At 60.5% G+C, this 19,085-nt stretch carries 19 protein-coding genes; all 19 read right to left on the reverse strand.

The annotated features are described in order from the left end of the window. Positions 1-6 precede the first annotated feature (6 nt). The gene (gene napH, locus GS605_RS08360; RefSeq protein ID WP_171723678.1) at positions 7-924 is read right to left on the reverse strand and encodes a quinol dehydrogenase ferredoxin subunit NapH; all 918 of its coding nucleotides are present in this window, start codon (positions 922-924) and stop codon (positions 7-9) included. Beyond that, positions 921-1,739: a ferredoxin-type protein NapG gene (gene napG / locus GS605_RS08365; RefSeq protein ID WP_171723679.1), complete on the reverse strand. Its 819-nt coding sequence runs from the start codon at positions 1,737-1,739 to the stop codon at positions 921-923. Before napG ends, napH begins: the two co-directional genes overlap by 4 nt. Before the next feature lie 27 nt (positions 1,740-1,766). Further along, entirely contained in the window at positions 1,767-4,259 is a 2,493-nt protein-coding gene (napA, locus tag GS605_RS08370) for a nitrate reductase catalytic subunit NapA (protein WP_171723680.1), read from the reverse strand. Then, positions 4,256-4,549, reverse strand: a complete 294-nt coding sequence (locus tag GS605_RS08375) for a chaperone NapD (protein WP_171723681.1) — start codon at positions 4,547-4,549, stop codon at positions 4,256-4,258. Before GS605_RS08375 ends, napA begins: the two co-directional genes overlap by 4 nt. Beyond that, positions 4,546-5,061 carry a ferredoxin-type protein NapF gene (gene napF, locus GS605_RS08380; protein ID WP_171635864.1) on the reverse strand — a complete coding sequence of 172 codons (516 nt, stop codon included), beginning with the start codon at positions 5,059-5,061 and terminating at the stop codon, positions 4,546-4,548. Before napF ends, GS605_RS08375 begins: the two co-directional genes overlap by 4 nt. Positions 5,062-5,191: 130 nt before the next feature. Continuing rightward, positions 5,192-6,088 carry an FAD:protein FMN transferase gene (locus tag GS605_RS08385; protein WP_171723682.1) on the reverse strand — a complete coding sequence of 299 codons (897 nt, stop codon included), beginning with the start codon at positions 6,086-6,088 and terminating at the stop codon, positions 5,192-5,194. After that, positions 6,085-6,600, reverse strand: coding sequence for a nitrous oxide reductase accessory protein NosL (locus GS605_RS08390; protein WP_171119369.1), 516 nt, complete (start codon positions 6,598-6,600; stop codon positions 6,085-6,087). The genes GS605_RS08385 and GS605_RS08390 overlap by 4 nt, the downstream gene beginning before the upstream one ends. Continuing rightward, on the reverse strand, positions 6,597-7,418 hold the full coding sequence (locus GS605_RS08395; RefSeq protein ID WP_171723683.1) for an ABC transporter permease: 822 nt from the start codon (positions 7,416-7,418) through the stop codon (positions 6,597-6,599). Before GS605_RS08395 ends, GS605_RS08390 begins: the two co-directional genes overlap by 4 nt. After that, a complete protein-coding gene (locus GS605_RS08400; RefSeq protein ID WP_171723684.1) occupies positions 7,415-8,308 on the reverse strand; it encodes an ABC transporter ATP-binding protein in 894 nt (297 codons plus the stop codon). The genes GS605_RS08395 and GS605_RS08400 overlap by 4 nt, the downstream gene beginning before the upstream one ends. Beyond that, the gene (locus GS605_RS08405; protein WP_171723685.1) at positions 8,298-9,554 is read right to left on the reverse strand and encodes a nitrous oxide reductase family maturation protein NosD; all 1,257 of its coding nucleotides are present in this window, start codon (positions 9,552-9,554) and stop codon (positions 8,298-8,300) included. Before GS605_RS08405 ends, GS605_RS08400 begins: the two co-directional genes overlap by 11 nt. A 3-nt stretch (positions 9,555-9,557) precedes the next feature. Beyond that, positions 9,558-11,465: a TAT-dependent nitrous-oxide reductase gene (gene nosZ, locus GS605_RS08410; RefSeq protein WP_171723686.1), complete on the reverse strand. Its 1,908-nt coding sequence runs from the start codon at positions 11,463-11,465 to the stop codon at positions 9,558-9,560. Positions 11,466-11,479: 14 nt separating this feature from the next. Then, positions 11,480-13,603 carry a NosR/NirI family protein gene (locus GS605_RS08415; RefSeq protein ID WP_216600149.1) on the reverse strand — a complete coding sequence of 708 codons (2,124 nt, stop codon included), beginning with the start codon at positions 13,601-13,603 and terminating at the stop codon, positions 11,480-11,482. 44 nt (positions 13,604-13,647) lie between these two features. Continuing rightward, positions 13,648-14,112, reverse strand: coding sequence for a DUF2946 family protein (locus tag GS605_RS08420; protein WP_216600140.1), 465 nt, complete (start codon positions 14,110-14,112; stop codon positions 13,648-13,650). 89 nt (positions 14,113-14,201) lie between these two features. Beyond that, positions 14,202-14,465: a hypothetical protein gene (locus GS605_RS08425; RefSeq protein ID WP_171169778.1), complete on the reverse strand. Its 264-nt coding sequence runs from the start codon at positions 14,463-14,465 to the stop codon at positions 14,202-14,204. Beyond that, positions 14,422-15,975, reverse strand: coding sequence for a nitrite reductase (locus GS605_RS08430; protein WP_171635881.1), 1,554 nt, complete (start codon positions 15,973-15,975; stop codon positions 14,422-14,424). The genes GS605_RS08425 and GS605_RS08430 overlap by 44 nt, the downstream gene beginning before the upstream one ends. After that, entirely contained in the window at positions 15,950-17,164 is a 1,215-nt protein-coding gene (nirJ, locus tag GS605_RS08435; protein ID WP_171635883.1) for a heme d1 biosynthesis radical SAM protein NirJ, read from the reverse strand. The genes GS605_RS08430 and nirJ overlap by 26 nt, the downstream gene beginning before the upstream one ends. Before the next feature lie 3 nt (positions 17,165-17,167). Next, the gene (locus tag GS605_RS08440) at positions 17,168-17,650 is read right to left on the reverse strand and encodes an AsnC family transcriptional regulator (RefSeq protein ID WP_171723688.1); all 483 of its coding nucleotides are present in this window, start codon (positions 17,648-17,650) and stop codon (positions 17,168-17,170) included. Next, positions 17,647-18,096: an Lrp/AsnC family transcriptional regulator gene (locus tag GS605_RS08445; protein ID WP_171635888.1), complete on the reverse strand. Its 450-nt coding sequence runs from the start codon at positions 18,094-18,096 to the stop codon at positions 17,647-17,649. The genes GS605_RS08440 and GS605_RS08445 overlap by 4 nt, the downstream gene beginning before the upstream one ends. Continuing rightward, the gene (locus GS605_RS08450) at positions 18,093-19,082 is read right to left on the reverse strand and encodes an AsnC family transcriptional regulator (protein ID WP_171723689.1); all 990 of its coding nucleotides are present in this window, start codon (positions 19,080-19,082) and stop codon (positions 18,093-18,095) included. Before GS605_RS08450 ends, GS605_RS08445 begins: the two co-directional genes overlap by 4 nt. Between the last annotated feature and the right edge of the window lie 3 nt (positions 19,083-19,085).

Below are 19,085 nucleotides of genomic sequence, written 5' to 3' on the forward strand. Positions count from 1 at the left end.
ACTCCCCTAGATAGGTCTGGCAGCGCGCGGCTCAGGCGCGGCAACTGGATCGGAAGGTTGAACGACATGGTCGTCGAACCGGTGAGTAAAGTTGAAGACGTCGACTGCGCAGACATCGATGCAGCGTCCGCAGTTTGTGCAGTCGGGTGACAGCATCAGGGGCGAGCTTCCCGGTTTGCCTTTCAGCGCGGGTGAGATCACCTGATTTTCAGGACAGACCGCATAGCAATCCATACAGTCATCACAGGCCGTGCGATTGGCGGCACTGACCCGCAGCAGGCTTTTCGACCCGATCAACCCGTAGAACGCGCCCACCGGGCACAGATGGCCGCACCAGCCATGGCGTGAGACGAAGACGTCAAACACGAAGATGGCCGCGATCATGGCCCAGACAAAGCCCATGCCGAATACCAGCCCGCGATGCAGCATGGTGATCGGGTTGACCAGCTCCCACGCGATCACACCACTCAGGCCCGAGACCAGCAGCACGGTTGCCAGAATCCACAGCCGGGTGCCGCGCTTGGGTTGCCAGCCTTTCGGCAGGTCCAGTTTGCGGTGCACCCAGTTGGCCGCGTCTGTCACCGGGTTTATGGGGCAAACCCAGGAACAATAGACACGGCCACCAATCAGGGCATAGACCACCAGAACGATCAGCCCGCCGATCAGCGCAGTCACTTCGGGCCAATGACCTGCAACCAAGCTTTGCATCAGGATGAACGGATCGGTCAAAGGCAGCACGCCCAGCGTCAGTGATCCTGCCAAATTGCCCTCGACAATCCAGATGCCAAACCACGGGCCCAGCAGAAACAGAACCAGAAAGAACAGCTGGCTTGCGCGGCGCATCAGCAAAAAGCGATGCGCCCCGATCCACCCTTTGCTTTCAACGGCCTCCTGACCGACGGGCATGTGCGTGCGAGTACTCATTGCCCCACCCCCGGCAGATCATATTGAGGCGCAAAACCGCCGGGCGCGGCAAGATTGTCGGTTCCCGGTCCGGGCAAACGGTCCGGCAGATCGATGATCCCCTCGACCACCGGCGCGCCTTTGGCGGCTTTTTCCTCCCAACCCTTGCGGTAATGCTCGGCCGAACTGCCGCGCGCCAGTCGGGCAGGCAGCACCTTGATGGCGGCCTCGGGCAGAACACAGCTTTTCTCGCACATGCCGCAGCCGGTGCAGCGGTCGGCATGAACGGTGGGAATGAACAAAGCATGATGACCCGACCGGGTATTATGCGCCGTCTCCAACGTGATCGCCTCGTCAATGACGGGGCAGACGCGGTAGCAGACGTCGCAGCGCAGACCGAGGAAATTCAGGCAGTTTTCCTGATCGACCAGAACGGCAACACCCATCTCGGCATCGTCGATATTCTCCAGCCCGGGGTCCAGCGCCCCTGTTGGACATGCGGCGACACACGGAATGTCGTCGCACATTTCGCAGGGAACATCCCGGGCGATGAAGAATGGTGTTCCCGTCGCCACCGCATCCGAGCCAAGCTCGGCCAGTTTCAGGGTATCGTACGGGCAGTCCCGCACGCATAAACCGCAACGGATGCAGGCCGACAGGAACTCCTTCTCGGGCAATGCGCCGGGCGGGCGCAATGCATCGGCGGGCAGGGCGCGGGCGTCGCGGGCCAGATAGGCCAGCAACGATCCGGCGACCACGCAGCCGCCCGCCGCCCGCGCCGAGTCCTGCAGGAACCGGCGCCGCTGCGGCGAAAGGGGTTTATCGACAAGAGACATGGGAACGACCCGTATGATCCTTGCTGGTTACGCGCGCTCAACCTTGCAGGCGCACTTCTTGAAGTCGGTCTCTTTCGACAGCGGGCAGGTTGCGTCCAGCGTCAGCTTGTTGGTCAGCTGGTGCTCATCGAACCACGGCATAAAGACCAGACCGCGCGGCACCTTGTTCCGACCCCGTGTTTCAACACGGCTGGTGACCTCGCCCCGGCGGGTCGACAGAACAATCTCCTGACCCCGGCGCAGACCCCGATCCTTGGCGTCCTGCGGGTGCATGTAGACGACAGCGTTTGGATAGGCGCGGTGCAGTTCCGGTACCCGGCGTGTCATCGACCCTGAATGCCAGTGTTCCAGCACGCGACCGGTGCACAGCCAAAGATCGAATTCCGCATCCGGCTCTTCTGCGGCAGGTTCATAGGGCGCAAAGATGATTTTGGCCTTGCCATCCTTGTGGCCATAGAATTCCACGCCAGCACCTTCGGACACGTAGGGGTCATAGCCTTCGCGGAAACGATAAAGCGTTTCCTTGCCATCCACGACCGGCCAGCGCAGACCGCGGGCCTGGTGGTAGGTTTCGAATGGTGCCAGATCATGCGCATGGCCGCGCCCGAAGTTGGCGTACTCTTCGAACAGACCTTTCTGCACGTAAAAGCCGAAATGCTCGGATTCGTCATTGTCAAAGCCCTCGGCAGTTTCCGACAGCGGAAACTTGTCGACGCTGCCATTGGCAAACAGGACGTCATACATGGTCTTGCCACGATGCTCGGGCATGGCGGCCAGCAATTCTTCGCCCCAGACCTCTTCGACGGTGAAGCGTTTCGAGAACTCCATCACCTGCCACAGGTCCGATTTGGCCTCGCCCGGTGCCTTGACCTGCTGCCGCCAGAACTGGGTGCGGCGTTCGGCGTTGCCATAGGCGCCTTCCTTCTCGACCCACATGGCGGTGGGCAGGATCAGGTCGGCAGAAACCGCAGTGACCGTCGGGTAGGGGTCTGAAACAGTGATGAAGTTTTCCGGGTTGCGATAGCCGGGATAGCCTTCCTCATTAATGTTTGGCGCAGCCTGCATGTTGTTGGTGCACTGAACCCAATAGGCGTTCAGATCACCATCCTTCAGCTTGCGGTGTTGCAGCACGGCGTGGAAACCGGGCTTGTCAGGAATGGTGCCAGCGGGCACGTTCCATGCGGTTTCGCAGATCTCGCGGTGCTTGTCGTTCATTACCACCATGTCGGCGGGCAGGCGGTGGGCAAAGGTACCAACCTCGCGCGCCGTACCGCAGGCCGACGGCTGACCGGTCAGCGAGAAGGGCGAGTTGCCGGGTTCCGAAATCTTGCCCACCAGCAGGTGCACGTTATACATCAGCGAGTTCACCCACGACCCGCGGGTATGCTGGTTGAAGCCCATGGTCCACAGGCTCATCACCTTGCGGTTCGGATCGGCATATTGCTGGGCCAGACGCTCCAGCTTGTCCGCCGGAACACCGGACAGTTCCGAGGTGTATTCCAGCGTGTATTTCGAAACGGCTTCGGCATATTCCTCGAAGCTGATCGGCTCCAACTTGCCCGAGTTCGGGTTTTCAGCCTCTTGTTGCAGGGGGTTGTTGTCCCGCAGGCCGTAACCGATATCGGTGGCGGTCTTGGTGATGTTGACGTGGTTCTTGACGAACTCTTCGTTCACCGCGCCATTCTGGATGATGTAGTTCGCAATATAGTTCAGGATAGCCAGATCGGTTTGCGGTGCAAAGACCATGCCATTATCGGCCAGCTCGAACGAGCGGTGCTCGAAAGTCGAAAGCACATGCACTTCGCAACCCGGTTTCGTTAGGCGGGTGTCGGTCAGGCGCGACCACAGGATCGGGTGCATCTCAGCCATGTTCGATCCCCACAGCACGAAGGTATCGGCGTGCTCAAGGTCGTCATAGCACCCCATCGGCTCATCAATGCCGAAAGTGCGCATGAAACCAACCACGGCCGAGGCCATGCAGTGACGCGCATTGGGATCAATGTTGTTCGACCGGAACCCGGCCTTCATCATCTTCGCGGCGGCATAGCCTTCCCAGACCGTCCACTGCCCCGAACCAAACATCCCCACGCTGGTCGGGCCCTTCTTGGCAAGGGCCTCTTTCCATTTGGCGGCCATCACATCAAAGGCTTCATCCCAGCTGACCGGTTCAAACTCGCCATTCTTGTCATACTGGCCGTTGGTCTTGCGCAAAAGCGGTGTGGTCAGGCGGTCTTTGCCGTACATGATCTTGGACAGGAAATAGCCCTTGATACAGTTCAGGCCCCTGTTCACCGGTGCGTCGGGGTCACCTTGCGTGGCGACCACGCGGCCGTCCTTGGTGCCCACCAGAACCGAACAGCCTGTGCCACAGAACCGGCAGGCAGCCTTGTCCCAGCGAATATCGGGCGCGCCGACCTGAGCGTTGGCCTGACCTGCGGCCATGGGAATGCCCGCAGCCGAGGCAGTGGCTGCCGCTGCGGACGCTTTCAGAAATGTACGACGGGATTCAGAGATGGTCATTGCATGGGCCTCCTGCTGGACGGTTGGCTTGGAGCATCAGGACGCGGAGCCGTCTCCGCGAGATCTTCGAAATGGTGATAAGTCAGTGACAGTGAGATCACTCCGGGGATCTGGTGCAGATCCATGATGGTGTCCGAGGCCAGCTTGTCGGCCGTATCCTCGACAACAACTACAAAACGGCCGTCCTCGGCTTCGGCATGAAGCTCGACGCCCTGAGTTTCGGCCATCGCCGCGCGTGCGGCATCGGTGTAATCGGGGGCGATGTGGACCAGACAGCCACAGATGTTCATTGGGTCACCTCCGGGTGGTGTGGGACGGGGCGGTGCATCACGATCGCCCCGGCGGGGCAGGCGGCGGAACAACTACCGCAACCGATGCAGGTTTCTGTTTCAAGCGCCGGTTCCGCGCGTCCGCCCAGTTGCAGGCGAAAGCGGATGGCATCCTGTTCACAATTGTCCTGACACAGGCGGCAGCTTACGCCGTTGGTCGACAGGCAGCTTGTGTCATCGATTCGTGCGCGCCATGGCCATTCGGCAACACGTTCGGTCAGCAACGCCGGGGTCGGACAAACGTCGGCGCAGTCACCACACAAGGTGCAACCGCCTGCGGACAGGTCCAGAACGGGGAAACCGGCATCGTCGAATGTGATGATGTCTTCAGGACAAGCCGCGGCGCAGTCTTCGCAACGTGTGCATAGATCGCTGAAGCCAGTTGCTACTGCCCCCGGCGGACGGATCGCATCTGGGTCCTCCCGCAGGACACGCGCGCTTAGAAAAGCGCGTCTGCTGGTCATCTGGCTCATAGCTGGCGACTCGAAATTGGATTGATAGGTTCGCGTCCTTACTTCCTAGCTGCCTTCAGCAGCGCACGAATTGACCTATATCATACTTTTTTGGATTTTTTTTGTTCAGTCTGAGATTTGTAATTCTTCATTAAACGTTTAATTCGATACGGGCGTCGGGGAAGAACGCCAGGATCTCTTTGACCCTGTCGGCGGATGCCGCGCAAAGCGCAGTGGACAACCCATCCGCAATTGCCGCTTTCGGGGAAGAAACCGAAACGGTCCTGTCGTGGTTTGAAGGCCCATCCAAGGTAATGATGTGCCCGACGCCTTGGCCGAGCTGAGTCGCCAGCGTTGAAGATGTCGCCACTGCCCGATCGCTCAATTCAATCCGCTTCAGAACCGTTTGGTCCGGCGCCGCCAATCCAACTTTCCATGGCGCACCGTCACCACGTGCACCCAGGGCGGCAACCTCTCCCATATTGACCAGAACATCACGCAGACCATAAGCACGCAGCAGGTCGGCGATCCGGTCGGTGATCGCGCCCTGCGCTATACCGTTCAACGTCAGCGCCGATTTTCCGGGCACCGGAAGGCGAATGGCCGAGGCGTCGAAAATTACCTTTTCCCAGCCTATTGCCTGTTGAACTTCAATCAGATCGTCCGGGCGCGCGCGCGCAGCCAATGCCGCCCACACGGGTTGAATGCTTGGATCAAATGCGCCACCCGATGCCTGATGCAGCGCTGTGCTGAGGCTTAGCACCTTCAACAATTCAGGAGCGGGCGCCGTCAGTACACCATCGCGGTTCAACCGGCTGAGCTGCGATTGCGGACGATACAGGCTGAAGATGTCTTCCAGCCGGGCAATCTCGGTCTCCATGGCGGCCATGATGGGTGCAGCTTCGGCGTCCGTCAGACCCACAAGGCGCAGGCTGGCGGTGGCACCCAGCGCGGTCCCGTGCCAGCGCGCGTCCGAGGCCGCAAGTGGTGTGGCCGCAGCACAAGCGGCTGAGATGATCAGAAATCGGCGGCGCGACAAGGCGGTCATACGGGGGTCTCCAACGACAGTTCAAGATCGACAGGGCCAAGCACTTCGGTGTCCGGAATGTCCGGCAGGCCCAGTGCCGTTCCGCCGTAAATCTCAATGAATGCCTGTGCATCGGCAGGATCGGCAAAAGGCACCACTTCGCGCGCACCCATGCCACCTGCCACATTGGCGCCGACAACAAAGGTCGCGCCATCCGCGGCGATCCAGTTCGAGATACCCGGCTGCCGCCAGCTTGGCGCAATACCCATGTCGCTGACATAGACGGCTGTGATGTCGGCATCACGTTCAGGGCTTTTGAGGTATGCCACCATGTCGCGCACCTGCGCAAAAAACAACGGTGCGGGATATCCTTCCAGATGGATCTGCCCCTTGGGGCCGCCATGTTCGGCGATGTTCATCTGGCAGAAATAGCTCAGCGCGTCCGGGGTCAGATCCACCGGATCGGGGGCCTCGGCCAGGTCTTCCTTGCAGGCCGCCAACGCGATCAAGGCAATCAGGACGAGGGGTTTCATGGCTCGACCCTCCGGAATGCCAGCCGCGCCAGGGCAAAGCCGATCACCGGCCAGATCAGCAGCGATGCAGGCGCGGCCCAGACGGGCAAGGCCTGTGCCGCTCCTGTCATGCCGGATGCCATGGCAACGCCTTCAGTCGCCGCGATGTTCCACAGACGGAACGCGTCGGCCGGGTTGGCCACCATCACCCAGGGAAAGACGGATTGGGTGAAGCTGCCGCCCTTATCCATGACGACGGCCCCCAACAGGCCCAGATCATAGAGGACGACAAAAACCAGCCAGAGCCCGGCCGACATCCCCGCCGCCGCCGTGGCCCCCTTTGCCAAAGCGGACAGCAGGTATCCAAGCGCCAGAAACACGGCGCCCAGAAGGATGGATGTGAGGATGAGGCGGACCAACGCCATCAGGCTTTCCGGTCCAGCACCGCCAAAGAAGGCCGCCACCGCGCCAGCGGTACCGAAACCGACCGTCATGGCAAAGGCCAGCGCGGCCAGATGGGCGCAGAACTTGCCCAACAGGATTTCTCCGCGCCCCGCAGGGTAGGACAACAGCAGCGACAGGCTGCCCCGGTCCACGTCTCCGGCGATGGCGTCGAACGAGATCATCAGCGCCAGAAGGGGCGCGAGGTAAACCGAAAGCGTGGTCATCGACGCAACCGAAACGGTCAGCATGTCAACGCCCAGCGTTCCGGTTGGCGCACTGCCCGCAAAGGTCAGCGCCAAGGCGAACAGCACCATGATCAGCGTTGCGACCAGCAGCCAGCGGTTGCGGCGCAGGATCAGCATTTCTGTGCGGGTGATGGCGAGGAAGCGGGTCATTGCAAATCCTCCTGTGCGTAGTGGCGATAGAGGTCTTCCAGCTTGGGCGGGGTCATTTCCACATCCGCTACCGCATCGCCCAACCCGGCGATCCGGCGCAGGGCCTCCATTTTGTCTTCGGGTGAGCAGAGCAATTCAACAGATGCCCCATTGATCCGGCTGCCGCCCAGTTCAGCGGCCAGCACATCTGGATTGGCGCTGGCGCGTACCTTCAGGCGGATCGGTAGACCGGCCAGAGCCGACAGATTGTTCAGGGTGTCGTCGGCGACCATCCGACCCTTGCGCATGATGGCGATCCGGTCGGTGCGGGCCTCGACCTCGGTCAGCGCGTGTGAGGCAATCAGAACGGCGGTGCCTTGGGCAGCCAGTTCGTCGATGATGGCGTACAGGTCCTGCCGAGAAATCGGGTCCAATCCGCTCGTCGGCTCATCCAGCAAGGCTACTTTCGGTTGGCCCAGCAACACCTGCGCCAGTCCCAGACGTTGCCGCATGCCTTTGGAATAGGTTCCGATCCGACGGTCCAAAGCGTCACTCAGGCCGACACGATCCAGCAAACCGGGCACATCGGCTTTTGCGCCTGAAAGCTGCGCAAACAGGGTCAACTGCTCACGCCCGGTTAGCGCGGGATGAAACGACACCGCTTCGGGCAGATACGCTGTTTCGCGCCGGGCCTGAGCACTACCGGGGGTGGCGTCTCCGATCCGAATGGCTCCGCCATGGATCGGCGTCAGGCCGAGGATGGATTTGATCAGGGTCGACTTGCCCGCGCCGTTATGGCCCAGCAGCGCAACGCGCTGGCCGGGGGCAAGAGACAGGGTGATATCGTCAAGAACGCGGGTTTTCCCTCGGTCCTTGAGAACATGGTCGATTGACAGGGCCTTATCCGTCATGAGGCACCTTTTTCATAGCTGGGGGTTCAGGGGCTTGCATCAATGGGTTGCTGTCCATCACGCCGCCCGGCAACAGGGCCGGGAAGGCGGATTGCGACCAGCGCACCAGTTGCACGGCGGGGGAGCCGAGCAGTAATTTGGCTGCGGGTTGGGTCCACAGCACATGGTCCATCGAGTCGTTTGGCCGATACGGGGCATCGGCGATGCCGTTGCCATCCACGTCATAGGCGGCAAAATCGGACCAGTAGTTGCCGCGCCCGTCTTCGGACCACTCGACCCATTTGGTCGAGACGTATTTCACCTGTGTCCGGTTCCCGATGAAGGAATTGCCAACGATGCGGTTGCGTTCGCTACCGGCGGTAAAGTGGATGCCGATGCCGCATCCCTGGAACCAGTTGTCGGTGAATTCGTTCTTGTTGGAGTTATAAAGGAAGGTGCACTTTTCCTTGGCACCGATCACCACGTTTCCGGTGATCTGACTCTTGTTGGCATAATTCAGCATCACGCCATGTTCACGGTCACCGATCGAGACGTTGTCTGCAACCTTCACATTGGTCGTGAACATCACCGCATAGCCCAGATCGTTGCCGATCGAGACATTGTCGCTGACCACCGAATTGTCGGCATACATGTAATGCACGGCAAAGCGCAGATCGCGGAACAGGTTACCGGTAAAGGTGTTCTTCTTGGACGAGTTCACGAAGATCCCGTCGCGCCCATAGCGGATGTGATTGTCCTCAACCCGCGCACCGGGCGCATTCCAGACATAGACGCCATTGCCACGGTCATTCATCCGCTGGTCCTGACGCCCTTCGATCCGGTTGCCACGCACGATGCTGTCCTTGGCACCATGAATGTCGATACCGTAAAGATTGCCCAGCAGTTCATTGTCTTCGATCACCGGCGCGCGGGCCGTCTTGGTCAGCTGGATGCCACTGTCGATCCCGTCATGGCTTGAACCCGAGCCGATCACTGTCAGGCCGCGCACGGTCACGCCCGGGCCGGTTACGGTGATGACGCTGCCGGTGCCTTGCCCGTCAATGATGGCCTGTCCCAGCCCGTCGATCGTGACGGGCCGGTCCAAAATCAGATGTTCGGCATAAACACCGGGGCTCAGGCGGAGGGTATCTCCGTCCGCCGCCTGAGCCAGTATTTCATTGATGGCCCCCGCCCGGTTGGGCACATCCCAGTCCGCCGCCCAAAGGGGCGAGCCGAGCAGGAGCGGTATGAGCAGGGGCCAGCGCATGGGTCAGGCTCCTTGCGGTTCGACCAGCATCCGGCCGCGCATTTCCATGTGCAGCGCATGGCAGAACCACTGGCAATAGAACCAGTGCACGCCCGGACGGTCGGCGGTGAAGGTGACCGAGGCGGTTGCCATCGGTGCGACTTCCATCGCGATTCCGTAGTTGCCCAGGCAGAAGCCATGGGTCACGTCGTCCACGTCATCGAGGTTGGTGATGTAAACTGTCACCTCGTCGCCCTGTTTGACGGTGAACTTCTCGAGGCTGAAGGTCGGTGCCTGCGAGGTCATGTAGACCCGCACCTTGTTGCCGTCCCGGATCGGTTCTTCCGCACCTTCTTCCAGATCGATGCCATCGGCTTCGGCCTGTTTGCGGGCGTCTTCCCAGGTAACGTCGTTGCGATCCCAGACGTTGACCGGGTTCACGATGTCGCTGCGAACGATGATCGAGTCGTGCGGCTCGGCAAAGGTCGGGCCGTCGTGCACCACTTTCATCTCATCCGACGAAATGTCGATCAGCTGTTCGTTCTCGGGTTTCAGAGGACCCACGTTCAGGAAGCGGTCTTTCGAGAACTTGTTCATCGAAATCAGCCACTTGCCGTCGGCATCCTTGGTCTCACCCATGGAAGTCGAGTTGTGACCCGGCTGATAATGCACGTCAACCTTCGAGATGATCGGGTCCACGTCCTCGCCATTGTAGGCGCGGATGGCCTTGTCGATGTTCCACTTCACGATCTGGCTGTCCAGGAACAGCGTGGTGAACGCGTTGCCCTGGCCATCATAGGCAGTGTGAAGCGGGCCAAGACCCAACTGCGGTTCACCTACGATGCAGGACCGCGGGTCGGCGTCGCTTTCGAACAGGGCGTCCAGCTTGGTGACGTCCATGATCGAGACGGTTGGCGACAGCTTGCCGTTGATGCAGACGTGCTTGCCGTCTGGCGCGGTGTTGATGCCGTGCGGAGAGTTCGGGATCGGGATGTAACGGGTGTATTTCTTGTTCTGCCCTTTGCGCCCGTCCAGAACCTTGACGCCTTTTAACTCCTGATAATCGCCGGCTTCGATGCCTTTTTCGATCTCGGCGATGTTGAAAACGACGACGTGGTCCAGCTCGTTCTCGGTCATCTCGGCCAGGTTCATGCCCATTTCCGAGTTGTACGAGGTCGAGAAGGCGTATTTGCCCTGATAGTCGCAGTCGGTGTTGTCGAGGTTGCCCGACACGATCACCTGCCACGCCACTTCCATGGTATCGCCGTCCAGCGCGGTGAAGATGTTCACGTATTGCGACGGATCGTCCAGCACGCTGCCATCGTTGACCAGCGGAGTTTCATCTTCACCATTGGCAAAGACATAGCCGGTGCGCGGGAATTTCTGCGGACGCAGACCGTGGATCGCCTTGGCGTTCGGGATCTCGGTGATCTTGTCGCATTTCATCACGTCACAGCGGACACGCGCGACGCGGGTGTTGGCCTTGTCGTTCATGAACAGATAGCGGCCGTCATAGGTGCCGTCGGTGAACGACATGTGCGGGTGGTGAAGGTCGCCGTTGTCATAGGTTTTCATGCCGCGCTTGGCGAGAAACTCCTTGGTTTCAGGCAGCAACCCTTCGGTCATGATCTTCAGTGACTCGTTGGTCTGACCCCAGCCCGTGGCCGAGCAGCGGTTGAACACCGGCACCCGCATCAGCTCGCGCATGGACGGAAAGCCCAGAATGCGCAGCTCGCCGGTCTGACCCGAGGACCAGAAACCGTAATACTCGTCCAGTTCGCCCGGTTCGAGATTGGCATTGGCCGCGGCGCTCGCCTGTTTCGCGGTCATCAGGGTCGAGCCCAGACCGGTCCCGGCCAGCACGGCACCGGTTGCTGTTGCACCCAGCATCCCACGGCGTGTGACGGTTAGTTTGTTGTCATGTTCCGACATGTTCGTTCCTCCTTTTAGGAAACGGTTTGCGGTTTGGCGTTCGGATGGTTCGCCGGTGGTTGTCCGAGCGGGGTCTTCATCTGGACCGATCCTGTCTTGGCCCGCCGTTTCAGCTGGCGGATAACGACGGGACATTTGTCCTCGGACTGGTAGAGCACCTGACAATGCAGGCAGGTGACGCACTCGTTCGGATTGATCTCACCGGTGGGGTGGATCGCCTGAACGGGGCATTCATTGGCGCAGGTCTGACAGGGCGTGCCGCAATCCTTGTAGCGGCGCAGCCAGTCGAACATGCGAATACGGGCAGGGATCGCCAGTGCTCCGCCCAGCGGGCAGAGATAGCGGCAATAGAACCGTTCGATGAACAGCCCGATCCCCAGCAGGGCCAGCGCAAAGACCACGAAAGGCCAGTCGCGCATGAATTTCAGAATGATCGCCGTTTTGAACGGCTCGACCTCGGCATATTTCTCGGCCAGCGGGATCGATACGAAACTCAGGCCAAAAAGACCCAGAAAGATCATGTATTTCGCGGGCCACAGGCGTTCGTTCAGACCCCAGGGCAAAGTCCATTGCGGCACTTTGAACGCCCGCGCGATCTTGTTGGTCAATTCCTGCAACGCGCCGAACGGACACAGCCATCCGCAATAGGCCCCGCGACCCCAGAACAACAGCGCGGCGGCGACGGCGAACCATTGAATGAACACCAGCGGGTCCAGCAGGAACGCATCCCACGAGAATCCTGTGCGCAGGCTGCCTGCCAGTGCCATCAGGTTCACCACGCTCAGCTGCGCGTTGGCGTACCAGCCGATGAAAAACAGGGTCATTGTCAGGTAGCCGATGCGGAACCAGTAGAAGACCCGCGCATTCATCGTCGCGTGGAACTGGAAGAAGAACGTCGCGGTCAGGACCAGCAGCATGACGCCAAGAACGGCGATTTCAACAGTGCGATCCTTCCAGATGCGCTGCCACAGGGCAGCCTTGGCGGCGGCTTCGCCCGTCGCATCCTCGACAACCTTAGAGGCTGCGACGGGCAGCAGGTAACGGTCGGGCAGTTTGTAACCCAGATCGAATGTCAGAAAGGTTTTCTCAACGGCACCCACGGCTCGCTGTACCAGCAGTTGCAGGCGGAACGGCTCGGTCGGGTCGAACTCGGCATCGGCGGGGATCTTGAAGATGTCCAGCTCTGTGAAACTGGGCGCATCCGGGGCTGCAACCTTGCCAAGGCGTACTTGCTGTTTGTCGAAGAACCGGACCGAGTTGTCGCCCTGGATCAACTGGATCCGATCGAAAATTCCGCCGCGTACATAGCCTGACCCCTTGAAACTGTAGGCACCGCGCCCCAGCACCAGAATGGCCTGTTCGCCCTCGTCCAACCAGTTCACAAGGTTCTGGTACTCGGCGTCGCCCAGCAGTGACTTGCCGATCGACGGAACCGAGACAAGCGCCATATGCATGTCGATGAACGTGTCATCCGGTTCGCCCGGTTCGGGCCGCTTGATTGCGCGCTGGTCTCCGGTGGCCTCGAAGGCGGCATTGACCTGCCCGACATCCAGCGTCAGCCGACGGATCGAGCCGTCGCCCGAAAGGGTCGACCAGTCATGGACCGCATTCTGCGCCATATCGACTTCGCGCTTTGGCCCGTCGGCCTGCAACGGTGACAGGCCGCCCAGACCCAATGCACGCGCCACCTTGATACCGCCACGCACAAGGCTGTCGTCGATCACCATGATCGTGACCGTCGCGCCCGAAATGATGTCGAGGTCGTGCCCCTCACCCCCGGTTTCGGCTTCAACCTTAAGGTCAAGGCCCGCATAGCCTTCGGTCAATTCAACCATGCGGGAATTGGGGATGCCGATCAGCACGATGGGTTCCGAGTGCTTGACCAGTTGCACTCCGGTCAACACCGCGTCGTTGTCGATGGCGGCAACGACGTGGATCGGTTTGCCGGAATAACCCGTCGTGCCAACAAAGTCCGAGGTCAGGAATGCCCAGGCAATGATCTCGCCGCCCTTCAGGACGGGGGCGACCTTGACGTCATCGCGCACCGGGCCAAAGGCATCGGCGCCGGGGGCCAGATCGGCAGGTTCGATGTCGGGCAGGAAACTGGCCAGGCTGTCGGCATGGGCGCTGATCGCCATCAGGCAGGACAGAGTGAAAGCCAGCAGGAAATGGATTGCGCGACTTACGACCACGGCGCACCTCCGGTTGCTAGGGTGGACGCCACGGACGCGCGCAGGGCGCGTTCAGATTCTTCTTGGGTCGCGAACGGGGGGCCTCGGGTTTCGGGCCACAGTCGCCTTGAGTTGTACAAAATGCACAGATCCCCGATTGCAGCGGGTACTGTCCGTACATTTTCGGATTGCATCAGCAGCGGCAGATCCGGCAGCGGGGCTGCCGTTGTCACCGCGCACAGCGCGCAATCGGCGCATTTCGGGCAAGGCGCGGTCGGGTCATCAGTGCCTTCCTCAAGGTCCACTTCAACCCAGACCGCCCCTGCCTCCGAGCAGATCTCGATCCACATGCTGTCCCCGGGACTCGCCAGCACCGGGCCAAGCATCTGCAAAAGCAACAGGAAAATACCCACCAAACCGCACACCGCGCGGGACACGCGATCAAACAGGCTATGCGGGGGGCGGACGGTAGGCATTGAGAATCCAGCTCGGCGTTCTTTTCTGAAACTTAGGGGATTCTTTCAGGCAGAAACTTGACTTAGGTCAGGTGCCTGAAAATTTGCACCTACCCGTCGGCCTCATCCATCAATCCACGCAGCCACCGACCGGCCAGCCATGCCGCAGGAATACCCAGTGGAATCGACCAGAGGATTGCAGGCACCGGTTCGATTGCGCCGAACCCGACGCTGTGCAGGATAAGCCCGAGCAAAAACAGGTTGATGGCCACGGTCAACGCCGTGGCCGGATACAGCAGAATGGCCAGTTTCCAAACTGGCCATTTCCCCTCAGTGGCTGGTTCCTTCCGAGAAGGTGATCTTGTTCCAGACATTGTATTTCCCCGAAGGTTTGCGCATCGGCAGGCGGCGGATTTCCTCCAGCGTCTGCGCGTCATAGACGATCACCGCGCCGTCATCTTCCCAGATTGAAACCAGCGCGTGGCTGCCATCTCTGGTGAACTCGACATGGGCCACGGTCTTGCCCGGTGCAGGGCGCAGGGTCTTTACGATTTCAAGGCTTTGCTTGTCGATGACGTGCATCGCGTCCTTGTTGGGGCCAAAGAAAACATCGGCCCAGACATAAGGCGAATTCTCATGGCTGCGCATGAAGAACCCGGGCCCTTCGGTCTTGATCCGTTTGACGGTTTCCCAGCTTTCCATGTCGATCACCGACACGGCGCCGTCTGTCAGGTGCGGCGTAGCCATCACGGTCGTATCGCCGTGTTTCCATGTGATCCCCGAGCCCAGATGCGGCATTCCGGGCAAATCCAGATCGGCCACCTTGTGCCCGATCACCAGATCAATCACTTGCCCGCCCTTGCCATCGCGGGACGCCCCCATGACATATTCATAACTCTGGTCGAAAAAGAAATCGTCCAGATAATCAGCTGTGGTGATCTTGCGCACAGGGAATGGATCAGGGTTCTTGAACTGGCCTTCGATGCGGAAATCATGACCAAGCCCGGATTGCGGGGGATTGGCGCCGTAGAACACTTCCCAAATCTCGGGCACATCCTTCAGCGCCAGAACAAAGCTTTCCCGCGGAGGGGCCTGGTAGACCGCAGAGACGCGGCTGGGCAGGCCCTTCTTGCTTTTGACCTCGATGACCTTTGCGACGGAAAGGTCTTCGGTGGACAACACCGTCAGGCTGTTGGGCAGGTAGTTCGCCACGGCCACCCATTTGCCATCGCCCGACATGGCGATGTTGCGGCTGTTCAGGCCGGCACGCACGCGGCCCACCTGTTTCAGCGCCCAAATGTCGTACTTCTGGACCCAGCCATCGCGCGACATGATGAAGACATACCGCCCATCCGGGCTGAACTTGGGGCCGCCATGCACGGCGAAGGGGGTTTCGAACCGGTCCAAAACCTCGAACGTGTCGCCGTCCAGAACGCTGACATGGTGATCGCCGGTTTCCACAACCAAGGTGATGTTCATCGGGTCGCTGTCCCAGACGGGCGCATCCACCGGCACATATTCCTCGTCCAGCGTCCGGCTGGCCAATATCTGGGCCTCGCCCCATTCGGGGTCGGATTCCAACGGCGACTTCAACCAACCGGCCAGCTCTTCGATTTGCAGAGCATCCAGCTCGTGCGAGAAGGCCGGCATTTGTGTCGCCGCGCGCCCTTCCGCGATTACCGCAGCGACCCGGGGACCCCGCATGCGTTTGAGCGTTTCAGGGATCAGCGCGGGGCCAACCCCGCCCAGACGGTTCTCGCCGTGGCATGAGGCGCAATGTTCGGCGTAATCCGATTGGGCATCCGCCCAGGCGGTGCCCGCCAGCAACACCGAGCACAACGTACCGAATGTGAGTGTCTTAAAAGAACTGATGCGCCGGATCATGGCTTTTCCCCCGAAACGGTGTGACCTGAAGGCGTTCCCCTGCGTCATCCACACCGATTTCCTGGTTGGACAGGTAACAGGCCGGATCCTCGGCCCACGGATCACCGGTCAATTGCAGGGCGCGGATGCGGGTATTGCCGCCGCACACGTCCTTGAGTTCGCAGGCTCCGCAGCGCCCCTTCAGCGGGCGTGGGCGGGTGCGGAGCATGGCAAGCATCGGATCATCGCCGGTCCAGAGTTCGGAAAACGATTTGGTCTTTACGTTGCCCACCGTGTAGTCAGACCAGTAAGTGTCCGGATGGACCCGGCCGAGATTGTCGATATTGGCAACGCCCAAGCCACTTGAGTTTCCACCCCACGCAGCCAGGTGCGCGCGCACATGTGCAGCCTTTTCGGCGTCGAAATGCGTGCGAATCCAGTTCAGGAAATATCCGGCATCAGCGTCGTTGTTCCCGGTCACGATATCCAGCGGACGGCCGCCCGATGCGGCTTCCCAGGCGCGTTCCAGCAACAGATCCAGGCCTTTGCGCGTGCGCTGATGCGCGGCATCTTCGCCCCGGTTCTTGTCGCCGCGCCCCGCATAGACAAGATGCGACAGGTAGAATTTGTCGACACCTTCATCATCACAAAGGCTCAGCAAGTCAGGCAAGTGATGTTGCGTGCCTTCGGTCAGGCAGAACCGCAGGCCAACCTTGATGCCGCGCTTTTTACACTCTCGCACGCCGCGCAGGGCGTCCGCAAAAGCGCCCTCGACGCCGCGAAACCAATCATTCGTCGCTCCGATCCCGTCCAGCGAAATGCCGACATAGTTGAAGCCTACATCCGCGATCATATCGGCGGTTTCGTCATAGATCCGGGTTCCGTTGGTCGACAAGGCCAGCATTGGCACCAGATCACGGGCGCGTTTTGCAATGTCGAAGAAATCGAACCGGTCCAGCGGTTCCCCACCCGAGAGGATCAGGGCCGGGACGCGAAACTGGCCCAGATCCTCAAGGGTTACCATGGCTTGCTCATGGCTGAGCTCACCTGGGAACGCGACATCCGCCGAGACGGTGTAGCAATGGCGGCACTTCAGGTTGCAGCGCCGCGTCAAGTTCCAGATCACAACCGGCTTTACCGGACCGGGGCGCCGTTTGCGCACCGGTGTCGGCTTGACCAGCTGATGCATGTATTCGGTCAGGCGGAACATGTTTCAGCCTTTCTGTTTCAGGCGCAGCCCGGTCTTTTTCAGGATGCGCGTGGAATAGAGGATGTCGCTGCCGCAGCAGGCCGATCCCAGAATCGCGGCAATCTGGCCGCGTTTGTCTTCGACCTCATCGCGCGAGCTGCCGTGGACCATGGCGAACAGGTTGTAGGGCCAGTCGGGCAGGGCGCGGGGCCGTTCATAGCAATGGGTGACGAAAGGCAGTGCCCCGATATGAGCGCCCAGTTCGGTGATCAGGTCATCCTGCACGTCCCAGACGGTCATGCCGTTCGACGTCATGCCCAGCTTGTAATGGTTGGGGGCTGCCGCGATCCGTCGGATCACCCCGCGCGCCTTCAGCGCGGCCAGCCGGTCCAGCAGGGTGGCCTCGCTCAGGCCCAGATCGGCAGCGACCTGCGCATAGGGCGCGACCACCAAGGGCAGTCCACCCTGGAGCGACTCGATAATCTGTCTGTCTGTTGCGTCGATCATGCCGCCACCCGGAAGCCGATGAAAAATTCCTGAAGTTTGGGGAAACGGAGAACACGGATCCCCGTTTCCCGTTCGATGGCATCGGCGGTGGCCTCGATCCCCTCGGGCGTTTCGGTGGCCAGCACGAACCACATGTTCAGCCGATGCGTGCGTTCATAATTATGTGCCACCTCGGGATGTGCATTGACTTTGGTCAGGACGGTTTCGAATTCTTCGTCTGGAACGGCCATTGCGCAAAGGCAGAAAGCCCCACCCATGGCCGCGGCGTCGAAAAATGGACCGAAGCGCGTGATGACGCGGTCATTTTTCATGCGGCTCAGACGCGACAGCAATTCCGCCTCGGACAGGCCAAGCTCTGTGGCGACGGTTGCGTAAGGGCGCGAAGTAAGCGGCAGATCCTCTTGCATACGATTCAGGATCGCTCGATCCGTTTGGTCCAGCGTCATGCGGCGACCTCCTTTGCCTGAATCAGCGCGCCGGTCTGTTTGAAACAGCGGGTTGAGAACAGGACCTTGTTCCGTGCTCCGGCCAATTCGGGCAATGCAATCGCACCCGCCAGAACATCCAAAGCCTCATTGCGTGTACGGGCGTGGATCATGGAATACAGGCGATATGGCCAGACATCGGGAACCGGATTACGCTCATAACACAGGGTCACCCCCGGGAAGGCGGCCAAAGCCGGACCGGCAGTTTCAATCTGTTCTGCCGGCAGGTCCCAGACCACCATCGCATTGGCCGACCAGCCAAGCGCCCGGTGACGCACAATGACGCCGAGTCGCGAGATTATTCCGGCGGCATGCAGGGCTTCGACCCGCTCCATCACGTCGGTCACATCCCGTTTCAGCGAACGAGCCAGAGCGGCATAGGGTTTTGAGACCAAAGGCAGCCCGGAACTCAGAGACTGTAGCAGGCAGCGATCGCCCTCGCGCATGACGGATGCATCGACCTTTCGTGCCGTGGGTACGTTTTTGACTCCGCCAGTCATTCGAAAACCAAGATCCACGTTGAAAGGGCGTACCAGCCGCAGGTCCAGCACCTGCAATCCGGTGGATCGACTGATCCGCGCAAGGGTATCGTTGACATGCGTGCGGTCCGGTCCGGTCGCAACAAACCACAGGTTCCACGCGTCTTCGCGTTGATAATTGTGATTCACGCCGGGTTCGGCATCGATCAGGGCGGCAACCTCCTCCAACCGATCTTCCGGAGCCGCCACGGCAGCCAGGGTGCTGGCCGTCACCGCGCCGGGTGTGATGGTGGCGCCAACCCGTGTAATACGGCCCGTGGCGCGCATCCGGGACAAGCGATGAATGACTTCTGCTTCGTCCAGCCCGAGTGCGTTACCCAGCATCTGGAACGGTCTCTCGGTGATCGGGAAGTCGCGCTGAAATTCGTCCAGCAGGCGACGGTCGATCGGGTCCGTGATATGTCGCATCGT

It is taken from the genome of Ruegeria sp. HKCCD7559 (assembly GCF_013110575.1).
GTDB lineage: Bacteria > Pseudomonadota > Alphaproteobacteria > Rhodobacterales > Rhodobacteraceae > Ruegeria.